We start from the raw sequence: 21043 nt of genomic DNA, 5'->3' as shown, positions 1-21043 counted from the left end.
GCACCCCCTAGTGTAGACATTGGATCAAACCTCTTGGTTTGTCCGATGAATGCTAGGGGGGCTTTTTTGCGTGAGTTTAGTTTGAGTTGAGGATGATGCCATGACCCTTAATTCAAACGTATACAAGCCTAGCATGCAGCGTACGGACATACGCGTAACCATTACGTGAAATAAACTTCTCAGCGATTGTCCCTGATCATTCAACTGACGAATCACAATAGGCTCCTGCTTCATACCCTGTTCGATTAAGGCAACTCTTTATTCTGCGGAGAATATGCCCCTGATATATACATAGGCATAATCGTTAACGATACTTGTTATTTGAAATTGTAACTGTAACTGTGAGTCAAATTAGATTTATTTTACAGAATGACCCATTTACTATGTGTAAATCTGGAATTGGAAGATATGAGAGGGACGTATAAAATGGAAAAAAGCATATAATAGGTGGTAAGAGGAGTATAAAGAGATATTTATAAAAGATTGAGTTTAATGAGAGAGGAGGGTTCATGTTATGCCAAAAAATGATAATATGCTGGCCATTCTATGGATGTTGAATTCGGGTGTAAAAATGACCGCAAAACAAATATCCGAAAAGTTAGAAATAAATATAAGGACAGTTTATCGGTATATTGATGCTTTATGCGCCAGTGGAGTGCCTATAATATCCGACACGGGCCATAATGGCGGGTATAGCTTGCTGAATAATTTTATTAGAGCACCTTTACTATTTGATATGGAGGAGAAAAAGGCACTCCTTCATGCTGCTGTTTTTGCAAAAGAAGCTGGATACCCTTTGAGTGAGGCATTAAGCAGTGCGACATCAAAATTGAAAATGTATTCGAATCAAGAGCAGGAAAGTATACTTAGCCGTCATTTAGCCGGATTTGAAGTGATAAATCGCATGGGAGAACCTTCTCTTCAGCCGATATTGGCAGAATTGGAGCAGGCTGTAGCCAACGAATTCTCTGTAGAAATGGATTATCGCACAAGCCATGAAGAACAACCCAAGAATAGGGTGATAGACCCCTATGGAATGGTTTACTGGAACAGTAAATGGTATACTGTTGCTTTTTGTCACCTACGGAATGAGATCCGTAGCTTTCGGGCAGATCGGATTCTACAAATCAAGCGTACTCCAATCCTATTTAAGCGTCCTGAGGCTTTTTCGGCTCGTGAATTTTTTATGCAAAATCTGTTGCCTGATTTAGTAGGCAAGGACGGTTTAATTTCTTTAATGATCGAAGGCAGGTCGGAGGCATTGGATGACTTATGTCTGCATTGGTTTTTGGGGCATCATCTGAAAGAGCGCACATCCAATCAAGCCATCTTTTTGCTTGAGGAAAAATCACTTCATACATATGTCCCTTATTTGCTCCTAACCTACGGGAAATCTATTCAAGTCATCGAACCACAGAGTTTGAAGAAAAAACTTGTTGCTGTTGCGTCGGAGTTAATGGAATATTATCAACGTTAAAAGCTTCACTGACAGCAGATGTCAGTGAAGCTTTTTTATAATGAGGATAATCACGGATTACCGAGGGTTGGTATCACTTGATAAATTATAAAATAAGGAGAACCTGTGAATGAATAGTACGGTATATCTGTATGTGTTTGACACTATGGCAGACTGGGAGATTGGTTACTTAACTGCCGAACTGAACTCGGGGAGATATTATAAAAAGGGGCTGTCCCCATCCAAAATTGTTACCGTGGGACTGGAAAAGACTCCTGTAACTACCATGGGCGGATTGACAATACTGCCTGACATCAAACTGGATGAGTGCAGTATTGAAAGCACAGATGCATTGATTTTACCCGGTGGAAATACATGGACAGAAACCATTCATCAACCGATTTTAAAAATCGCTGAGAGGTGCTTAGAGGAAGGGATATGGGTTGCTGCGATTTGTGGTGGGACCATGGGACTTGCCCAGGCAGGATTACTGAATTCACGTTGGCATACAAGCAATGATCTGGAATACCTCAAAATGATCTGTCCCACCTACACGGGCGAAAAGTATTACAAAATGGAGTCTGCTGTAACCGATGGAAAACTAATCACTGCATCTGGAACAGCTCCTTTGGAATTTTCCGTACACGTCTTGAAAGCTCTGGGTGTGTTTTCTTCTAAGACATTAGAAGCCTGGTATAGTCTAAATAAGACTCGTGCATCCAAATATTACTATGAGTTGATGAATTCAATCCAATAAAGGAATAAGCATAAAACTGAACTGTTACGATCATTTAAAGGAGGAGTCAAAATGACTGAAAGCAGAGAATATACGGGAGTGTCAGGTAAATATACAAAGAAGGGGATACCCAACGGCTTTACATCTATTACCCCTTTTATTACAGTGAAGAATCCTTCTGAAGCAATAGAGTTTTATAAAAGTGTTTTCAATGCAAGGGTTAAGGATATTACTGAATTTCCTGATGAGAATGGCAATAAAATCATTGTTCATGCTGAATTAGATTTTGGAAATGGTTTTTTGCAGCTGGGGGCAGCGAATCCGACATATCAATTGGTCTTGCCGCCAGATGGAGACAATGCGTGTTATTCTTTCGGAATTTACGTAATGAATGTGGATCAGGTCATTGAAAATGCGGTAGCAAGAGGAGCGAAAGTAAGGGAACCCGTTACAAACTTTGTTTCAGGTGATCGATTCGGAAGTATACTGGATCCTTGTGGAGTAAGATGGTCTATTATGACCAGAATCGAGGATTTGTCAGAAGAAGAAAGTAGTCGTAGGGTTGCTGAATGGGCCAAAAGCTTTAGTGGAGAATAAATGTAATCACTTTTAATAAAAAGTATTAAGAGTGACAGTTTGCTGAAATGTGTAATAGAAATACTGGTGACCCTTAAAGATGTGTTAGGAGCCACCAGTAAAAATTCGATACACACTTTTATTTTGATTAAGAATTATTGTCCAATTTGTTCTAAGATTTGTGTGTAAGCATTCCTATAATGATCGGGGTTAGGATCTTCTCCTATTATCTTGGGTACGTCAAAGTCAGACAGCAGGAAATGGTGTTTGGCTTGAACCTCATGTCTTGCTAAGCAGCTCTTGCAACAGGACAAGGGACAGCCGTCAATTGCAATGATGTCACGTCCCGATTTTGCTGTTCTGACAAGCGGTTTGACATCACCACCAACACCAGCAATACAGGACATTTCAGCAACCTTTTCTCGATCCATTTGTATAGCGATCATGTTAGCGGTTTGTGCTGCAGAGGAACATCCAGAACATGAATAGACAAGAGGTAAATCAGTTCTTTTCATCTTTGTACACTTCCTTGTTTTTTCTTTGTGATCGATCACGGTATCTTTGGTTTCAGCTGAAATAAATTTAAAATTGTTTGTATTTTAACTTAAATTTACAGTCTAAACCGTGATCGTGATCACGACATTATTTTTGTGAAATCTGCTATAAGGCTAACTGTGTGTATGTAAATCAGCTAGATCTTTAGAAAAAAAGCTTATCCCAACTCATAGATTTAAGTTGGAATAAGCTTTTGAAATTTTAATATTTAGGTGCAATTAAACTTATCAATTTCCTGGTTGAAGAATTTTAGATAATTTTGTACCATCAAACTTATCACCCCATCCTCTATTTTCTTCTATAGAAAATTTTAGAAATGGGTCGATACTTGGCAATGGAAAATTGTAATCTATCATGAGCTTTATAATTCTCTCTAAAGATTTCAAACTGCTTTCGCCGTATCCTTCGATTACAGTGTACGCATGACTGATACCAAGGTCATAAATACCTCGTAGTAAGGCGTCGACTGATCCATCAATATTTTGATATAAGCTATACAAGTATATGAATTCATCTTTACTCAACTTCTCAAACTCTTCCTCCTCGTATGTTTTGAATTCTTTTAAATTCTCAGGAATTAATTCAACGACTATATCGTTCCAATCATCCAAGTATTGTATATTAGTGAATTCCCATAAATAATTTAAAACGATCTTCCAATCATTAACATTATATTTCAAGGCTATAATAGCGTTCTCAAAACAGCTAATACCATATGCAACTCTACCCCTCATTGAAATATGTCTGAATTTTTCCATGTGCATCATCGCTGGTCTCCTTTATACCATCCGGTTAGTGCGTCAGCAATATTTCTTTTTAAAGTAAATGTGCAGTTTTCGCAGGCTATTTTTGCTGCTCCAAATTCGATGTGGAGTTGTTTTAATAGTATATATATAAATCATTCACATTAGCCTTTGATTTAGTGCTTGATTCACTGCATCTATTTCTGTGCAATTTCCCACTGCATATTCATTAAGAGAATCTTTTGGCAATAATCCTGCTTTGTCTTTGCTTCCAGATAACACTGCATTCTTTTTGTTATTAGAGGAGGAAGAGGATCAGAAAGAAAAATCAAGGAGCGAGTCGATGAAATCATTCAAGTACTAAGCTCACGGCAAGATATACTGGAACAATTTGATGATAACCTATTTAATGCGTTGGTGGAGAAGATCACGATTCTCTCACCAGCGCATTTTGTTTTTACCTTGAAAAGTGGAATGAGCATAGATGAAATATTGGACTAACAGAATCATAGGCTAATGCGATAAAAAGACTAACGAGTAACTGTGGGGTGTATGAGGAGGAGAATCAGTCGAATCCCGTCTTTTACTCCTTCCATATACATGGATTGTTTGTCCTGGCTTAACTGGTAGCCAATTGCTTCTTCCCATTCGGATAGTGGTTGCTGAATATCCTCGTTTTGGTTAATTTTGAATTGATCCATTTGAGTGAATAGATTGTTGTCCTCTGATGAACATGAAGCCTTTTGTTCATTAGCGAGTTCTAAATGATAAAATCGTTGGCGTAATGCTTCGAGAAACCAATCTGGCCAATTTGACATAGCACATTTTCCTTCCCGTTGTTTGAGTGTGTGTATGTTAACTCTGATGGGGAGGAATGGCAAGTCATTATATTGTGTGGAGGGATGTTGAATTATCTTTAAAAATATATTTTTCATTAAGAGAATTTGGGTTTATATGTAGATTGAAATATTGGGTGAAATACCTATTTAAGTAATAAGGATAACAAAAAAAGGTCAATCATAGTAGTATCTGACCATAATCGACCTGTTCAATGTAACGCAGTAGCGTTATTTAGGTTATAAAATTAAAGCATTTGATGTGCGTACAACCGAAATGAAGAATTTTTTTTATACGGGTATTACATGGGTTATATGTGTTATTGGTTGAGTGATAGGTTCATTCGTCACCCACCTCCTCCAAATAAACCTTGAAAAGTATTTAACAAATCAAGATTATGACAGTATTCGAGTAGATAGATTAAGATTTTGGAAAAGGATTATCATTTAGGATTTTGCATGATATTTTTTTTGCCACTATGATAATCGGCGGGCTATCAAAACCCTCTACACTTATTTTGAAAATGTAATTCCCAAATTCCACATTGTATTTTTGATTCATTTCCATTGCTTCTTCATCATTTGCCAATTCAATAAATATTTTAGATGTATCCCCATGCCATAAAAACAAAGTAGAAACAAAATACGGTTGTTCAAACTCAATATCAATTGCATACTCATCACTACTTTGATCTATGCTACCTGACAACACAATTTGTCCTGCGTTCATACGACAAAACTCAAAATCCATCCATAAGCATCTACTTAAATAAGTATTAATTTTGTCAATCTCTACATTTACCTCATCTAAATTCATAATAAACACTAGAATCATCTCCTATGGTAAATTTATATGTGTATTTTTTGCTCCAGTGGCATTAAAATTAGGGTTTTTCGTTCCATCCTTAAAGAATTCTTTAAGTTCACTTTCCTTATACCACTTACCATCCGTCCCCAAATACTCAGTACCACTTCCTTGAATTTTAGGATCAGGATTTGGAGCTGACTTTCTTGATACTCTATAAATACTATTCGCATTCGTATGTTGACTATTACCGGGATGTATTCTTACCTCAAATACAAATCCATCTGCTGTCCAAGGATGCTTAAGTCCCTTTGGTATACTCGTCAGACCCTGTTGTTCCAAAGCCTCATCAAGGAAATCCTTAGGATTTGTAGTGTTAAGGAGATTCCTACCACCATTACCCATCCCCTCAAGAGCATTCTTCTTCTCTATTTCTTTAAGTAATTCCTTCTCTTTTCTTAAATATTCATCGTAATTTGAAGTTTCTCGGGCGGCTTTACTTTTCTCAATATTCTCCAATACACGCTTTTTGGTATTCTCTTCTTCTCTCTTTTTATTAGGTTTACCCGTCCCCTCATTTTTAGGAGTTTTCTCCTTGGGTTTACCTGCTTTTGAAGGCATAACTTCTGATGTGTTCTCAATAGGTTCGGATGCATTTTTTGTGGTGATGCTCTTCTGATCTATTCGCTGTTGGATTCCCCTCACATTTTCTCTTGCGAGCCTAGCGTTCTCAGATGCCCCTTCTTTGCTCATTTTGGAGAATTCATTTTTAAAGGCTCTACCTTCACCACCTCGACCGTCGAGTGCAAACGGCTCTGCTGTTAGGTTTGCATAGCTCATCCATCGTTGTTCTTCCGGTGTGATGCCCTCTTGATTAGATAGAACCAAAAAATCTCCTGGATAGTTTTGTTTCCAGTCATCGTAGTATTTAAAATCTGGATCTCCATTCGCCATACGAACCACCCCGTCCTCAGCACGGTAGCTTCCTAGCGGAATTTCAGGTCTGCGATCACCTTCTAATGAAGCCCAATAGACATAATCACTATAAATTCTCTCATACTCTTCATCTGTAAGCTCTGGTGGCGCAGCTTCTTTTTTCGCTTTAAGGGCTTTAGCTCTAGCTTCTTTTTCTGCTTTAAGAGCAGCTTCAGCCCTAGCTTTTTCTTGTTCTTTATATTCCCTCAGCATTCTATCTTTAACACTTTTAGGTACCTGTTGATAGGCATGAACCATGGTTTTCGATGTTGTCAGCAAGTTTTGGATCAGCTCTAATCGGCTGCCGGAATGTACTATTTGACGTGCGCTTGTATACACTTTCCCCAGAATCCATTTGCTATAGTAGGCATGTCTCGCTTGCTCATGTTCATACTGAGTAATTAACCCTTGTAATGCTAGACCAGCCAAGTGTTTCAAAGGATGAATGCCGTTCCCCTTACTGCCTCCAACGGTAGGGGTTCCTTTGCTCCGAACAGGGATCGCTGCGGTTGCTTTCATAATGACACCCGTTACAGGCCCACCTAAAGCTCCCGCAACAACGCCAGCCACTTTTCCCATCACAGGAATGGAGCCTAATAGCTTGGATACTGTCCCCATCATGGCATTCGCCTGTTGAAGCTCTGCTGGACTGGTGACTTTTGCTTTAGGGGTAGAGGCTTGGCTGCTAGATGAATCCTTGGCTGCTAGATGAATCCTTGGCTGCTGACTGGGCTGCTTCATAGGCTTTTATGCTCATGAGTGGCGGCTCAGGCACAGGAGGAAGGTCAGCTACGAAAACTGGAGCTTTTACCGTACCTTCTTGATAAATCACTGGGGCTTTGGTGTCTGTCTCACCATCCAATATCATGCTGCTGGCTCCACCTTTTAAGTATAGCGCCGTGCCAGCTTCCAGTGATAGTTCCTCGCCTGCACCCAGTTTCACATGACCACCCTGAATCTGCACATTCCCCGGACTGTTGATGGTAATGCCGCTACTTTCATGCAGTGTAATGGAAAATTCACCGGAGGTGGATAGGGTCAGTTCATGTTCAGACATTTCTACGCCGCTACCTTGGATATGTTGCCATACCTTCACATTCGGCTGTCCATGGGTGTGGCGTTGTTGTCGCAGCGAATCCGTTACATAGGCATCCTGTTCGCGGTGTGTTGGCAGATACAATTCCACCTGTTCCCCGATCTCAGGCATATCGTACCAGCCGCTATGTTCTTCGGCAACATAACGGGTGGCTACAGGGAACCAGCAGGCTTTAGCCGGGTCTTGCTTGGGATCAATGTCGAGTTGAAGCTGGACGAAATCCTGCTGTACCTTCAGTACCGTTCCTATCAGCGAAATTCCAGTAGCCTGATCGTTTTCATACCGCGCATAGCGGATATCTTGTTCAGCTTGAAGATCATAACGGGTGCGCAGTAGGCCGTCCGCTAGCGTAGTCACTGCTCGAACCACGACCAACTCTTTACCTTGTCCAATGGGTAACGTAATGAGGTCGCCAAGCGCATAGTATTGCAGGCTTTCAATCATATAGGTGACATACGAGCCAGCACGTTCTCCCGGCTTTTCCGCATCCAACTCATGAAACGTTTTCCGTACTCGATAAAATACATCCCGCTCTACCTTATGCTGCTTGCCTTCAGGCATCCCGAAGAAAACCTTGGGCGAAGCTGCGGTTACCTCTGGCACAAGTACGGAACCAAAGCGAGAAGCGAGGCGTTTTAAAAACGCCCAATCCGTCTCATCATATTGTAAAACAAATGTCTCTAGTTTGGCATAGTGGCTTACCGTATCAATGGCATCTCCGTACTGATATTTTCGAACCAGCGCAGTGACCAAATCATCATAGGTACGATGAATATCTTGGTAGGAGCGTCTTTTACGTTTGATATCCATCTGGTGCGAATGGGAAGCGGCCTCCAGTTCAAACGTATACACGCCTCGCACACAGTGTACGGACATACGTGTAACAATCCCATGGAACAGCCTTCTCAGCGATTGTCCCTGCTCATCCAACTGACGAATCACAATCGGCTCTTGCTCCATATTTTGACCGATACAAGCTGCTCCCTGTTCTTCGGAGAGCATGCCATTGATATGTAAAAAGGCATGATCATTAATGGCGCGTGTTATTTGAAGTTGTTCGATGTGTAATGGCTGAAAGGGACCATAAAAGCGTAGGCTTTCATATCCGATCCCATCTGATAATACGCTCAAGTGAGTTCATGTCTCCTTTCTAGATGCGATGGGTATTTCTAAGTAAAGGACGTCTTCTTGAAATTGCTTTTGATTAAAGAAGCCGCAGATGAGTATAACAGTGAGTCAATATAAATATGTATAACAAGGTTTGTACGCTAAAAAGGGACGAGAGGCGATATTTAACAAACAACCCAACATATGTATTTATCGGTTAAAAGAGAGATTTAGTTTACAGAATGACCCATCGGTTGGGGGATTTGCTATGTTTATTTTTGGAAGTAGGAGGATGAGAGGGAAGTGTAACAAGAGTTAATATAGGAATATGGTAATACGCCACATGGTTTGCTATTTCGATGCTTTTCCATGCTGCCAAAATAGATACTTAAAACCAAAATGATACCCTATCCAAACGATCTAAATTTAAAAATAATGGAGTGATAGAATGATAAGAGGACTTGTACTTTTAACTGGTGGGAATATTGAAGATTACTTACCAGACTTATATGATTGGAGTCTTACTGAAAGCGAAAAAGAGCAACATACTTGCCGACCCATAATCGAACTTCCTCCATATAACAATTATAAAGAGAATGTACTGAAAAGGCTTGCAAATGGGCAATTAATATATATCTTGGTTGATAAAAGTAACGGTAATAAGCGGATAGGAAAGATACAGCTTTTTGACTATAATTCTCGAAATAAAAGTGCCGAGATCGGATACTATTTGCCTCTAAAACATAGAAAACAAGGATATGCGAATGTATTGTTAGAGCTATTTATAGATACCATTTTTGAACGTAAGGATTTGGAGTTGAACAAAATTTATGCAACGGTTGCAGCATGTAATCAAGCTTCTATAAAATTATTAGAAAAATTCCATTTTAAGCTGGAGGGAACTTATCGAGAGCATTATTGGTTTAGTGATGGTTCGATATGCGATCAATACCATTATTCTTTGCTAAAAAGAGAGTATGCTAGCTTAGCTGAAAAAGAAATAGAAGGAAATTGAACTATTATTTTTAAAATGGAACGAGTTAATTTCAAGTAAATCCGTTCCATCCTCTCGACACACGTGGAGGCCGTAGTAAAGCTATGTCGAGTCGATATATAGAGGTGCTTAATTGTAGCTTCCTATGTCCTTTACGAGCTGGGGAAAAGCTTATAGAAATAAGGTATGGCACAACAAAATAAATGTTTTGATTTTTTTGGATTTAAAGTGGTTGGACACATCCGGATGTATTTAACTGAAAATGTGAGTATTCAAGAGAGCGTCCTTAGTTTGGCGTTCTTTTCTTTGTACGCTACCTGTAAGAATTCCTTAAGCAATAAGGTTATTCCCTTCTGTGACGTGCAATCAACTTGCTGTGGTTCAATTACTTTAAATAAATACAGATGCAGGGAAGGTGAACCCTTTGGATAAATTTAAAGATCTGGAGAAATTGATTAAGCTTACAGGAGATCGCGCCAAGTTGGATGCGAAAGCGAACGATACCTATATTGTATATAAAACGCCGGATGGCCAAATTGTAAAAGAATACAACAATGGAGACATTGTTCCTGTTGCGGATACGGATGTTCTCATGCATAAACATATACCAATGATGTATGTATTTGCGGGGAATAATGGAAGCGGTAAAAGTACGATTCAGAACCTGGTTGTTGACCGACTGGGAATTAGCGTAAATATTGATCCTGATGCCTTACCCAGAGGAATCGAAGAGACTTTCTGAGATGGATATTGTGAACAGACCTGAATTCTCGGAATGGGAGGATAAGCATCATTACAAGCAAGCATTGGAGAATGAAGCTTTGTACTGGCAGGGCATGAAGGACGGAGCACAGTTTGTATATGTTGTATTAGAGATGATGTTCATGATGAAAAAGAGAAAGAAGAATAGCCAATGGAGATTAGATGATTATAGAGAATATTAAAAAAGATGCTGGGCACCTACCAATCTGGTCATACCCCTGTCAAGTAGACAGGGTATGACCAGGTTGGTAGGTGTTTTAATTTGTCTTACGTTATGAGACACAGGCTCAGGCTTTTCAGTTCAATTCGTCTTGATTGACTATGCTTGCAACTTACCCGCACGAATATCATCTGTCATGCCCGCGTAAGGTGCCTGGGCAATCAACTTCTCGTTGTTCACACCTGCATTTTCAATGAAAGTAATATATGCGAATTCAGGAACTACATGCTTCGGATAAGTCTCATACTTTTCACGCGATTCTTCCATCAGAGGGATGAAATCATTTTGATAGCGTACTTTAATGTCTGGATGCTCATGCACCCATTTCGGAAAGAAAATAATACCATGCATGGTCAATGAAATGGCTGGATGGGTTCAGTATCGGAGAAGCTTCGCCGAAAGAATCATAAACTTTAAGGCGGTATAAGTCGATTAAATAATTAAGGGCTTATATATACACAAATTTCTATATTAGAACATACCTAGCAGTGAACTTAAGCCCAGGCATAGAAGCCGTATCTAAAAATAGAATTCATTCCAGGAGGTAAGCTATGAATAAGAGAACAGGCTTTAGATTTTTAGTTGTAATTATGATGATTTATGTATTTACTTTTAATCTGGGTGTGGAAACTGTAAAGGCAAATTCCGTATATTATGTTTCTACAACGGGGAATGACATCACTGGAACCGGTACACTATCAAATCCATGGAAAACCATACAAAAGGCAGCAGATACCATGAAAACCGGAGATACCTGCATCATACGAGGTGGTACATACCGAGAAACAGTAACACTTCATACTTCCGGAACTTCTGCAAAACCCATAAAATTTGAGGCTTATACAGGAGAGAACGTAACGGTATCCGGTGCCGATCCGGTTACTGGCTGGAAAAATTACTCCGGATCCATCTATTATGCGGAAATGAAGGGTTCCCTTGGAACAAAAAATCAGATATTTGTTAATAAGCAAATGCAATTTGAAGCCAGATGGCCCAATTCACCAACACTTGATCCCTTAAATTTAACATATGCAACAGTTGATTCCGGTTCTACTACAACCATCAAGGATGGGGACTTAACTCAGCCACCTGGATACTGGGTTGGCAAAACGGTTTGGAGTGTTCCGGGAACGGGCTACAAATCTTATAAAAGTACCATTACCAGCTCAAGTGACGGCTCCATTACCTTTGATCAAATAGATACTGCAGCGACAGGCGGTAACAGCTATTATATTACTGGTAATCTTGAAGATCTTGACAGTGCGGGAGAATGGTATTATGACAGCATTACTGGCAGACTTTATTTATGGGCACCTGGTGGAGTTGATCCGAATACTTTGACAGTAGAAGCAAAGAAGCGGACTTATGCATTTGATTTAAGTTCCCGATCTTACATAAATATTACCGGAATTAATATCTTTGCCTCCAGCATTAAAATGTCGAATTCTAATTACTGTAAAGTTTATAATATGATTGCGGAATATGTCAGTCATGATTCGGATGTTACCAGACAATACAGTACAGGGATATTTATGTCCGGTACCAATAATGAGCTTAGAGACAGTACTTTGACCTACAGTTCCGGTAATCTGGTGAGTATAGAGGGAACAGGAAATAAGGTAATTAATAATCTTATTCATGAAGCAAATTATTCGGCAGCGGATATTCCGGCAATCTATCTATTGGGGGCAAACCATCTAATCAGTCATAATACGGTATATAACGCTGGGCGTCATCTGATATTTATGCCTACCCAAAACAGCCAGATACAATATAATAATCTGTACAATGCAGGAAAGCTGACAAAAGACTGCGGAATACTCTATGAATTTGCCTGGGATGGGCAAGGGACGGTAATTCATCATAATTACATCCATGATAATCTGGCAAAGAATTATTCCGGCACTGGTATCTATCTGGATAACGGTAGCAAGGGCTATATTGTGCATCATAATGTTGTATGGGGAAACTATACAGGGATAAGATTGAACACACCCAGTAATTTTAACCTGATTTATAACAATACCACCTACAGTAACGGAAATGTAGGATATTGGGGAAGTAATTTTCAGTCAGATATGTACGGCGACAGAATTTTCAACAATATCTTTACTACAGCCTTTACACTGCCTGGTACTCATATAGAGGGAAATAATATTACCTCAGAAACCAATCCGTTATTTGTGAATCCCACAGCATATGATTTCAGGTTGCAGTCTACTTCTCCAGCTATTAATGCAGGGGTTGTAATATCTGGAATCACGAATGATTATGTTGGTGCGGCACCGGATATTGGAGCATATGAGTTCGGTGGAACTGACTGGACTGCCGGGCATGATTTTTCTTCATCTCCGGACCCGGTTTTTGAGAGTGTCAGCTTACTTTATGATAATAACGTAAGGCAATCTGATTTCGAGAAAGGGATAATCTCACCATGGGCAGCAACATATTCAGATACTGCTGCAAGTGTATCGGTACCAAGAAGCGGCTCTAAGAGTGTTAGATTGGGACCCGGAGAAGATGGTATCGAGCAGGTACTTACGGGGCTAAGTCCTAATACCAGCTATATGTGTACCGCCTGGGTTAAGGCAGACATAGGAGAGCGGATTCAGATTGGCGTTAATGGCTTTGAAGGAACGGATGCATCCGCAACATCTGACAGTACATCCTGGACAATGGTAAACATTCCTTTTACAACCGGAGCAGGCGCTACCAGGGCAACAGTGTATGCTTACAAGAATCCTGGTACAGGATATGTTTATGTGGATGATTTTGGGGTAGTTGAGCAATAAATTATTTTACTGGTTTTATGTTTGACAGGATTGTCAGAAAGTCAGAAAAACCAAGACTGCCTTGGGGCAGATGGATCAGGAGGGACACTTTCAGTAGAAAATAAAAAAAGAAAGACATAAGACTCTGATCTAAAAACGATAGATTTTCCGCCAAGGGGCGACCAGGCCTTAGGGTCATCATTTTTGTACACTCAAGGCATGTGGAGTGCGTGGTAGTAATATATCGAGATAAGAAGCATTGATGCACGAGGGTTTGAAGACAATATGAATATGTTCCTGCATTCAGAAAATCGCTTTAGGACTGAGTGCGGGAACATATTTTATTTACATTCATAGGCATGTGAAGACGATAATATTGATGGTTCGAAAATGAGATGTGCAGTATCGCTTAAGAATATTGGGTTTTTATAGCACGTTACGTATAGATTTCAGTATGTTGTAGCTGAGAATAGGAAAGCCACGGTTACCATAAACTTAAACAAATAGTATGAAAACTCAAGTTGAAAATGGCTTGAGTTTTTTTATTTAATCATTACTGAGCTTGACTTATAATTATTGCTGAATAAAGGATTTTGGAGAATTTTGTAGAAAATTAAAAAGAGAAGTAGTAACACAGATATACAAATCTTCAAATAGTAGACAAGGGGACTATAATGTCAATATCAGTGGTTAATATGGGCTTCATTCTTCCCATACTGTTGCTTCCATTTTTTATCTTAATTAATCGTCATCCTAATAGAATTATTCGTAAGTGCTCAAAGATGCTTCTTTTATTGTCAGCTATTGTGGCAATTATTGTTATTCCTCTAGTCAGTATTTTTCAGTTGGGAATAAAGGTTCTCGTTATTCCGCTAGTCCCCTTTTTAAGTCGAGGGGTTACTTGGATACTCGAAAAAACAAATTTATTTAATGCTAACTATATGGTAATTGTCGATAAATTACTTAAGCTATCTATTGCTTCTGTTGGTCTGGGGTTACTTGCGATAGCATATGAACAACCGTTAAAGCCAATTGTTGCAACCATTGTAGTAGTGGCGTTTATTCTATTCGTTAATATTGGAAAATATATAATATCGGGTTATTTGTTTGGCATTGTACTAGCAGTATTTATGATCTCGCAATCAACGGATGCGATGTACACAGTAGTATTCATTTTTATTGTTGTTATGCTTATTCTTAGATTTTTCGATAAAGTATTTTCTTTTAGTGATAAAGTAAGATCAAGTACAGAAAGTACAGCGGCGATTATTATTCTTCTTGCATCATATCCGTTAATAATAAAGGGAGGGCTTCAGTTTCACTTTGAAGACTTCTTTATCCAGATAGTCGTATTTGTAGGCCTTTTTTTTATTTATCTAGGGACAACGCTTTTAATTGATAAAATTAGGATGCCAGGTACGTTGCAGCACTATATTCCCACAGGAATTTCGTTAGCACTTGTATTTTTAATTTTAGGATCTATTAAAAACTCAAATATTGCGAATAGTTTCGGAGTAATATTCTACTTTTTAATTTTTATTTTTTTAGGGTTAACATTTCTACGAATATTGTCCCCACTAGATAAACTATTACATGTTACAAGTTTACTTAATTCAGCCAATATGCTAGAGGCGTTACATTTTTACTTTGGAAAAAAGTTCGGTCAGATACTATTTATATTTCTGTACGGAAAAAGTCCTCATTCAGTAAAGCCAATCTTTTCTTTTATTATGTTGGGAGTCCATATAGTAGGGATGTTCTTGATCTATAAACAATTATCTCTTGCAGCAAGCAGTTCTAGTTCACTAAATAATGACTATTTTTACTACACAGTGTTATCGGTTTTATCATCTTTTAGCTTTGTCTTTTCAATTTCAAGGGCAATTGATAAAGAAAAATTAAATGCAGGAATGGGCAATGAAGAAGCAATGAAGTGTAGCACAGCCATTGCACTTAATTATTTTTTTACTCTTGTTCCATTCTTGCTAATCGGATACAAGTACCTAAACGAAATAGGGCTAGTGGGCATTATCTTTGGAATAATCTATATCTTTATGATTATTATTAATACTAACATCGCGTTATGGATAGATTTTTCAAAGCCTCAGTATAATAATTTTGCAATATCAAGAGGGTACCTGTCAGTCGCTATTTTAGTACTTCCTCATCTTGCTCTAGTAGGTGCTTTTTATTATTTCTTTGACGCAATAAATCCATTAGAAAGTCTTAAAGGAATAGTGGGAGTATTTCTTGTGGTTAGTCTAGTTTCCGCAATTGTTGCTAGAGCGATGTCTTATGATAAATTTTTAGGAAGCAAAAAGTTCCGAAAAATATCATTCTGGATTTTAGTTCTATTAATTATTGGGCTAAAACCACTAACTATAGCTAATGTTGTGCTTTTTCTTTTGATGGGGTTCAGCCGCGAACTAGCTATGCAACTTACATTTTATTTTGAAGTTTCTTTCTTAATGGATATAGTCACTCTGATAATAATTGTTTTGTTACCGTCTTCAAATGATAATTATAAAGGAAATATAACGACTCTTGTAAAACAGTGGAGAAATGAATTGAGGAATCTTAAGAACGTTTAGTAGGAGTTGAGAGCTATGAGAATAATAGATTTAATTTATCAAGAAGAGCAAGTATTTATAGAATCTCAACGAAGCAATGAGGATATTCTTACAAATACTGAATCTTTAGTAATGATTCTTTCCTAATCTTGTAGTTTCGGAGGACAAAAGGGATGTCAGTTTTTACTTTCTTAGTAGTCAGGTAAGAAATGATCTGATATTAAAGTCCGTGGCTGTCCCGCCAGAGGTTGTACGGAAGAAATAAACGCTCAACGCTGAATCTCGTTACGGGATTTTAAATACGTGATGGTTTAAATACAAGATCACCCCTGAAAAACTAGTAGCCCTAATACAAATATTTCATCGGTAATGGGGATTTACTAAGCTGAATGTTCAAAATCACAGGAACGTCAGAAATACGTATACTTTGATTTACTTTTGGCTTATAAGGATTAGGTCCTTGGTATTATTCAAGGGCTTTTTTTGTTCCATATATCCCCATGAATATGCTATAGTGTAAGAAATAAAGAAGAATAATGCAATATTTAGTAGGGAAATGGTTTGCGGTATTTCGTTAGTCTTGGGTACATAGTCCTTTTGTATAAGTTGAGATATTCCAATGAGGTGAAAACGGTTGGCAAGAACATACTATGCAGAAGGCAGACAAGTCGCTTACGTATTGCGAGGGCTATTTATTATAATCGGACTTACTATTTATTTTAAAATACCTGGTCTACACTGGGGGATACCTCTTTGGTATCTTACTTGGCTCTTTGATTCTTGGAGGAATTTTTGGATCGGTATGGACACGAAAGCGACGACAGAAAAAGAAAGATATCACTGTCTCGTTTTAATAGTTGTTCTTAAAATCGTCCTCATGAAATTAAATTGGAATAAAAACCCATGTGAGTTTGATTGTATCCGGCGCATGCATGATTAGCCTCATTTGAGGATTGTCTATATGTATAAGTATCAGGGATATATTAAGTTTCCAATACTTATGAGGGCATACAGAAGGTGCTAAATAATATCAAATAATTTAAAAATAACAATAAAGCTTGTTATCTATAAAAGAAAAATTAAGTGTCGAATAAATTCTTAAAGACGATTGGAGGAGAAGCTAAAATGATTGTTTCCTCATTTGGTATAACCCAGCTAGATGCAATAGAGCCATTAAATGAACCTAGTGTACACGCGTTTCCCATTCCTCCACTACAAAGAGTGAAAAATTTTTCTCCTGAAGAATTTGAAGCATTTATCGGCGAATGGGCAATTTCTTGTGCAAAACAACTGTATAAAGATGTATATAGAATTGGAAGTTCTGGGGATATGGGGCGTGATGTAATCGGAGAATACGCCGATGGATCGTGCGACTATTATCAGTGTAAGAGATATGAAGGTAAATTGACTCCCAGTGAATATTGGTTAGAATTCGGTAAATTGTGCTATTACACATTTAATAAAGACATTCCAATGCCTAAAAAGTATTATATTATATCTTCACAGGGAATTGGTGCTAAGCTTTTGAGGATTATTAAAAATCCAGAGGAAATAAGAAAAGGTCTCATTGAACAATGGGATACAAAATGCTGTAAGGGCATAATAAGTGGTCAGAAAATAGATTTGAAAGGTTCTCTTCTTGATTATGTGAAAAACTTTGATTTTAATGTTGTGGATACTTATTCAATTGAAAAAATTATAGAAGAACACAGAAAAACAAATTACTTTTATTTTAGATTTGGGGGAACAATTAAGCCTCAAAGGGGGAGGAAAGTGCTTCCTCCGAACATACCTGAACAAAATGAATTCAATTATGTCAATAAAGTACTAGCTGCATATTCTCAATACAAGAGAATAGCTGTTGACTTAAATATGCTTCAGACGATACCGGAATTATTAACAGACTTTAACGACAATCGAATTAATTTTTATAGTGCCGAATCCCTAAAACGATCCATAAGGGATATTTTTGCAAATGAAGATCATTTTGGAGTTTTAAAAAGCGAAATGCATAGTGGCATTAAAGATTTCATGAAGAGCGATTTTAAAGATGGTTATAAAAAGCTAATTAAGACAATGCATGAGTCAACGAGAGTAAATTTATCTGTAAGTATTATAGATCGAGAATTACATTTTATTACAAATGAAGATAGAAAAGGTATTTGTCACCATTTGGCTAATGAAGATCAAATAAACTGGGTGATATAATGAGTGAATTACTATTATTTAATACTCCTTTAGAACTGGGCTTAAGAAGTTTATATCTGCTGCAAGTATCCTCCCCATCAAAATGCAGTTTGGATAGATTAATTTTTCTTGACTATTTAACGATTTATACAAAAGATTCAAATGCGTCTTTTGACAGTCTTCACCCTGAATACCCTTTAAGGGCTATCGAATTATTTAGTCGAAGAGAAGCAATAAAAAAAGGGATACTGTTAATGGCTTCAAGGGGATTATTGAACATTGATTGTGAAGAAGATGGATTTTTTTACTCGGCAAACGTTAATACCAATTGGTTTATAGAAGGATTATTAGATGAATATTCAGAGAAGTTATTAAACAAAGCTTCTTTAGTGGAAGAGAGATTTAGAGAGATGTCAGATGCTGATCTTAAAGAATTTATAAATTTAAATATCGGGTCTTGGGGAAGAGAATATTCAGATTTTTTTCCTTATAAGAATGAGGTGTTATGATGTATGGATTCTATATTAAGGAACTTAGAATAACGGGAACTGGAATGGAGGATGCTGCTGTTGTTTTGGAAAAAGGGCTAAATGTAATTAACGGTCCTTCGAACACAGGTAAGTCCTACATTTTTAAATGTATTGACTATATGTTTGGGGCTGACAAACTTAAAGAAATTGAAGAGAGTAAAGGCTATGAGAATATTTTTTTGGAAATAAGAGACTTTGAAAAAGATAATCCAATCACTTTGCTTAGATTTTTAAATAAAAAATCCGTATTTTATGCATTAACAGATATTGATAGTTTTTATTCCGTAGAAAACTACAAATTAAAAGCAGATCATGATCCTAATGGTGATGATAACATCTCTAAATTTCTCCTTAACCTTATAGGGATATCAGAAAATAAATTTATGTTAAGTAACAAAAGTGGGCATAAGAAGACACTAGGATTTCGCGCAGTAGCAAATTTGTCAATGATAAGTGAAACAAAAATAATCTCGGATACGGATACGGATTCCCCTATTTACAATAAAATAAAAACAGATGAAACATATTGTAAATCAGCTTTTAAGTTTTTATTAACAACTATAGACGATGTAAACTGTGAAGAGATTGAAAAAGCGGAAATCAGAAAGGTTAGAATTGAATCTAAAATTGAGTATATCAATAATGAAATTAATAATCTAACTGATGAGCACAGAGTATTAGAGGAACAATTAAAGGATGCTACCTTTGAGAAAATAGTTGATATTAATGAATACACAGAAGAAATTATTAAAATTGAAAAATTAATCGAGGACAAGCGTAGAGATATTATTGATAAACAAAACTTACAAAATAAATTGAATTTGCAGAGAAACCAACTATCATTATTACTAGATAAATTTAAAATATTGGATAAACAATATAAAAGTGATTTGGAGAGACTATCTTTTTTACAAACTGGTGATGATTGTCTAAATCAAATTCATATTAATCATTGTCCAATTTGTAATAGTGAAATTAATGATGACACATTTAATGAGGAATTCTCATTAGAAATAATAGACTCTTCTCATCAAGAGGAAGTAAAAATAAACTTACATCTTATAGAACTTATTGAAACAATTGAATCAACTACTTCTGAAATTAAAAAAATTGATTTAGTAAACAAAGAATATGAGCTTGAGATAAACAACGGTAAGAAAGATGTTGAAGAACTGGTATTGAGAGAACTGACTCCCTTAAGAAGCGTTTTAACTTCATATTTAGAGGTAATCAATGTACAAAATAAATTAAAAAGTCTTGAAGAGAGAGTTTCCTCAAAGAACGGAGAATTAATAGTTTTAGAAGAAGCGATAAAACAGAAACAGCCTAAACTGAATTACAAAAGTACTGTGCCAGTAGAATTACTAAAAGAGTTTACAACTGAAATATTTAACACATTGTCTGAATGGGGATATGAAGATTTAGAAAGTGTAACTTTTGATGAAAAATTGCAGGATATTATGGTAAACGGTCAAGAAAGGAAAAGCAATGGCAAAGGTTTTAGAGCTTTTTTCTATGCTGCATTCTCTGTATCTCTAATGGATTATTTACTCTCCCAAAATCATCCTTTTACTCGCGTATTATTATTAGATTCTCCAGTTACAACTTTAAAAGAAAATGAATTAAGAGATGGAACTAACCAAGATGATATGATTGATGTATCTATGCAAGATTCATTGTTTATAGCATTGTCTAAAAATAGTACCAATAAGCAGGTGATTATTATGGAGAACAAAGAGCTACCTCAACAAGTCGAGGAATGCAATCATATCGAATTCACCAAAGGTAAGAGTATAGGCAGATATGGTTTTTTTCCATCTAAAAACCCAATTAATGTCGATGAAATAATATAATTAATAATATCCTTTTTCAGAAAGATTGAGTCAAAGGTTAGAGATTTCTATGTTAAAGCAAGGAAATTGATTAGTGCTGCTTATTTTTAACAATAGTATTGAGATATATTTACTTCAAAACCAAGTAGCTGTTATGAAGACTTTTTGAGGTTAACTCAAGGTAAGTTGACTCAATTTTGGAGTAACTCATGTACTAAGCTATTTCATTATTCAGAATAAAATCAAATAGGATTGGAGAAAGAAAAAGAATTTGTGTCGTATACTGATAAAT

Annotated in this window: 15 protein-coding genes and 2 pseudogenes; 11 read left to right on the top strand and 6 right to left on the bottom strand. The window is 37.1% G+C overall.

Annotated elements, in window-relative coordinates:
* The first annotated feature begins 514 nt into the window (after positions 1-514).
* The 3 genes from MKX46_RS08005 to MKX46_RS07995 all read left to right on the top strand — a co-directional run bounded on the left by MKX46_RS08005 (position 515) and on the right by MKX46_RS07995 (position 2789).
* Positions 515-1477, top strand: a complete 963-nt coding sequence (locus MKX46_RS08005; protein ID WP_340956454.1) for a helix-turn-helix transcriptional regulator — start codon at positions 515-517, stop codon at positions 1475-1477.
* A 109-nt stretch (positions 1478-1586) separates the two neighbouring features.
* Positions 1587-2213, top strand: a complete 627-nt coding sequence (locus MKX46_RS08000; RefSeq protein WP_341071112.1) for a type 1 glutamine amidotransferase family protein — start codon at positions 1587-1589, stop codon at positions 2211-2213.
* Between the two features lie 51 nt (positions 2214-2264).
* Positions 2265-2789 carry a VOC family protein gene (locus tag MKX46_RS07995; protein WP_340932868.1) on the top strand — a complete coding sequence of 175 codons (525 nt, stop codon included), beginning with the start codon at positions 2265-2267 and terminating at the stop codon, positions 2787-2789.
* Between the two features lie 134 nt (positions 2790-2923).
* Here MKX46_RS07995 and MKX46_RS07990 read toward each other — a convergent pair whose 3' ends face one another.
* From MKX46_RS07990 to MKX46_RS07970, 5 genes and pseudogenes are all read right to left on the bottom strand, one after another.
* Positions 2924-3283, bottom strand: a complete 360-nt coding sequence (locus MKX46_RS07990) for a putative zinc-binding protein (protein WP_029515604.1) — start codon at positions 3281-3283, stop codon at positions 2924-2926.
* A gap of 267 nt (positions 3284-3550) precedes the next feature.
* On the bottom strand, positions 3551-4090 hold the full coding sequence (locus MKX46_RS07985) for a hypothetical protein (RefSeq protein WP_341071111.1): 540 nt from the start codon (positions 4088-4090) through the stop codon (positions 3551-3553).
* A 506-nt stretch (positions 4091-4596) separates the two neighbouring features.
* On the bottom strand, positions 4597-4884 hold the full coding sequence (locus MKX46_RS07980) for a hypothetical protein (protein ID WP_340932865.1): 288 nt from the start codon (positions 4882-4884) through the stop codon (positions 4597-4599).
* A 439-nt stretch (positions 4885-5323) separates the two neighbouring features.
* Positions 5324-5728: a hypothetical protein gene (locus MKX46_RS07975; protein WP_199767821.1), complete on the bottom strand. Its 405-nt coding sequence runs from the start codon at positions 5726-5728 to the stop codon at positions 5324-5326.
* 12 nt (positions 5729-5740) lie between these two features.
* A pseudogene (locus MKX46_RS07970) lies at positions 5741-8909 on the bottom strand (contractile injection system protein, VgrG/Pvc8 family).
* 424 nt (positions 8910-9333) lie between these two features.
* Between MKX46_RS07970 and MKX46_RS07965 the strand changes: the two are divergent.
* The 3 genes from MKX46_RS07965 (at position 9334) to MKX46_RS07955 (ending at position 10823) form a co-directional block, all read left to right on the top strand.
* The gene (locus MKX46_RS07965; RefSeq protein WP_341071110.1) at positions 9334-9900 is read left to right on the top strand and encodes a GNAT family N-acetyltransferase; all 567 of its coding nucleotides are present in this window, start codon (positions 9334-9336) and stop codon (positions 9898-9900) included.
* Positions 9901-10303: 403 nt separating this feature from the next.
* The gene (locus MKX46_RS07960) at positions 10304-10621 is read left to right on the top strand and encodes a hypothetical protein (RefSeq protein WP_341071928.1); all 318 of its coding nucleotides are present in this window, start codon (positions 10304-10306) and stop codon (positions 10619-10621) included.
* A gap of 1 nt (position 10622) precedes the next feature.
* Positions 10623-10823 (top strand): hypothetical protein, encoded by a 201-nt coding sequence (locus tag MKX46_RS07955; RefSeq protein WP_340956438.1) that lies wholly within the window; start codon positions 10623-10625, stop codon positions 10821-10823.
* Positions 10824-10960: 137 nt separating this feature from the next.
* Here MKX46_RS07955 and MKX46_RS07950 read toward each other — a convergent pair.
* Positions 10961-11212: pseudogene (locus MKX46_RS07950) on the bottom strand (phenolic acid decarboxylase); the annotation flags it as partial.
* A 200-nt stretch (positions 11213-11412) separates the two neighbouring features.
* Here MKX46_RS07950 and MKX46_RS07945 point away from each other — a divergent pair.
* The 5 genes from MKX46_RS07945 to MKX46_RS07925 all read left to right on the top strand — a co-directional run bounded on the left by MKX46_RS07945 (position 11413) and on the right by MKX46_RS07925 (position 20772).
* Positions 11413-13653 (top strand): right-handed parallel beta-helix repeat-containing protein, encoded by a 2241-nt coding sequence (locus MKX46_RS07945; protein WP_341071109.1) that lies wholly within the window; start codon positions 11413-11415, stop codon positions 13651-13653.
* Between the two features lie 653 nt (positions 13654-14306).
* A complete protein-coding gene (locus MKX46_RS07940; RefSeq protein ID WP_341071108.1) occupies positions 14307-16223 on the top strand; it encodes a hypothetical protein in 1917 nt (638 codons plus the stop codon).
* A gap of 1104 nt (positions 16224-17327) precedes the next feature.
* Positions 17328-18410 (top strand): ABC-three component system protein, encoded by a 1083-nt coding sequence (locus MKX46_RS07935; protein ID WP_341071107.1) that lies wholly within the window; start codon positions 17328-17330, stop codon positions 18408-18410.
* Positions 18410-18898 (top strand): ABC-three component system middle component 2, encoded by a 489-nt coding sequence (locus tag MKX46_RS07930; RefSeq protein ID WP_341071106.1) that lies wholly within the window; start codon positions 18410-18412, stop codon positions 18896-18898. Before MKX46_RS07935 ends, MKX46_RS07930 begins: the two co-directional genes overlap by 1 nt.
* On the top strand, positions 18895-20772 hold the full coding sequence (locus tag MKX46_RS07925) for a hypothetical protein (RefSeq protein WP_341071105.1): 1878 nt from the start codon (positions 18895-18897) through the stop codon (positions 20770-20772). Before MKX46_RS07930 ends, MKX46_RS07925 begins: the two co-directional genes overlap by 4 nt.
* Positions 20773-21043 lie beyond the last annotated feature (271 nt).

Origin of the sequence: Paenibacillus sp. FSL P4-0113 (genome assembly GCF_038009305.1) — a bacterium.
GTDB classification, from domain to species: domain Bacteria; phylum Bacillota; class Bacilli; order Paenibacillales; family Paenibacillaceae; genus Paenibacillus; species Paenibacillus polymyxa_D.
The sequence above is the reverse complement of the archived record's forward strand: the minus strand, read 5'-3'. Positions and strand labels throughout refer to the sequence as shown.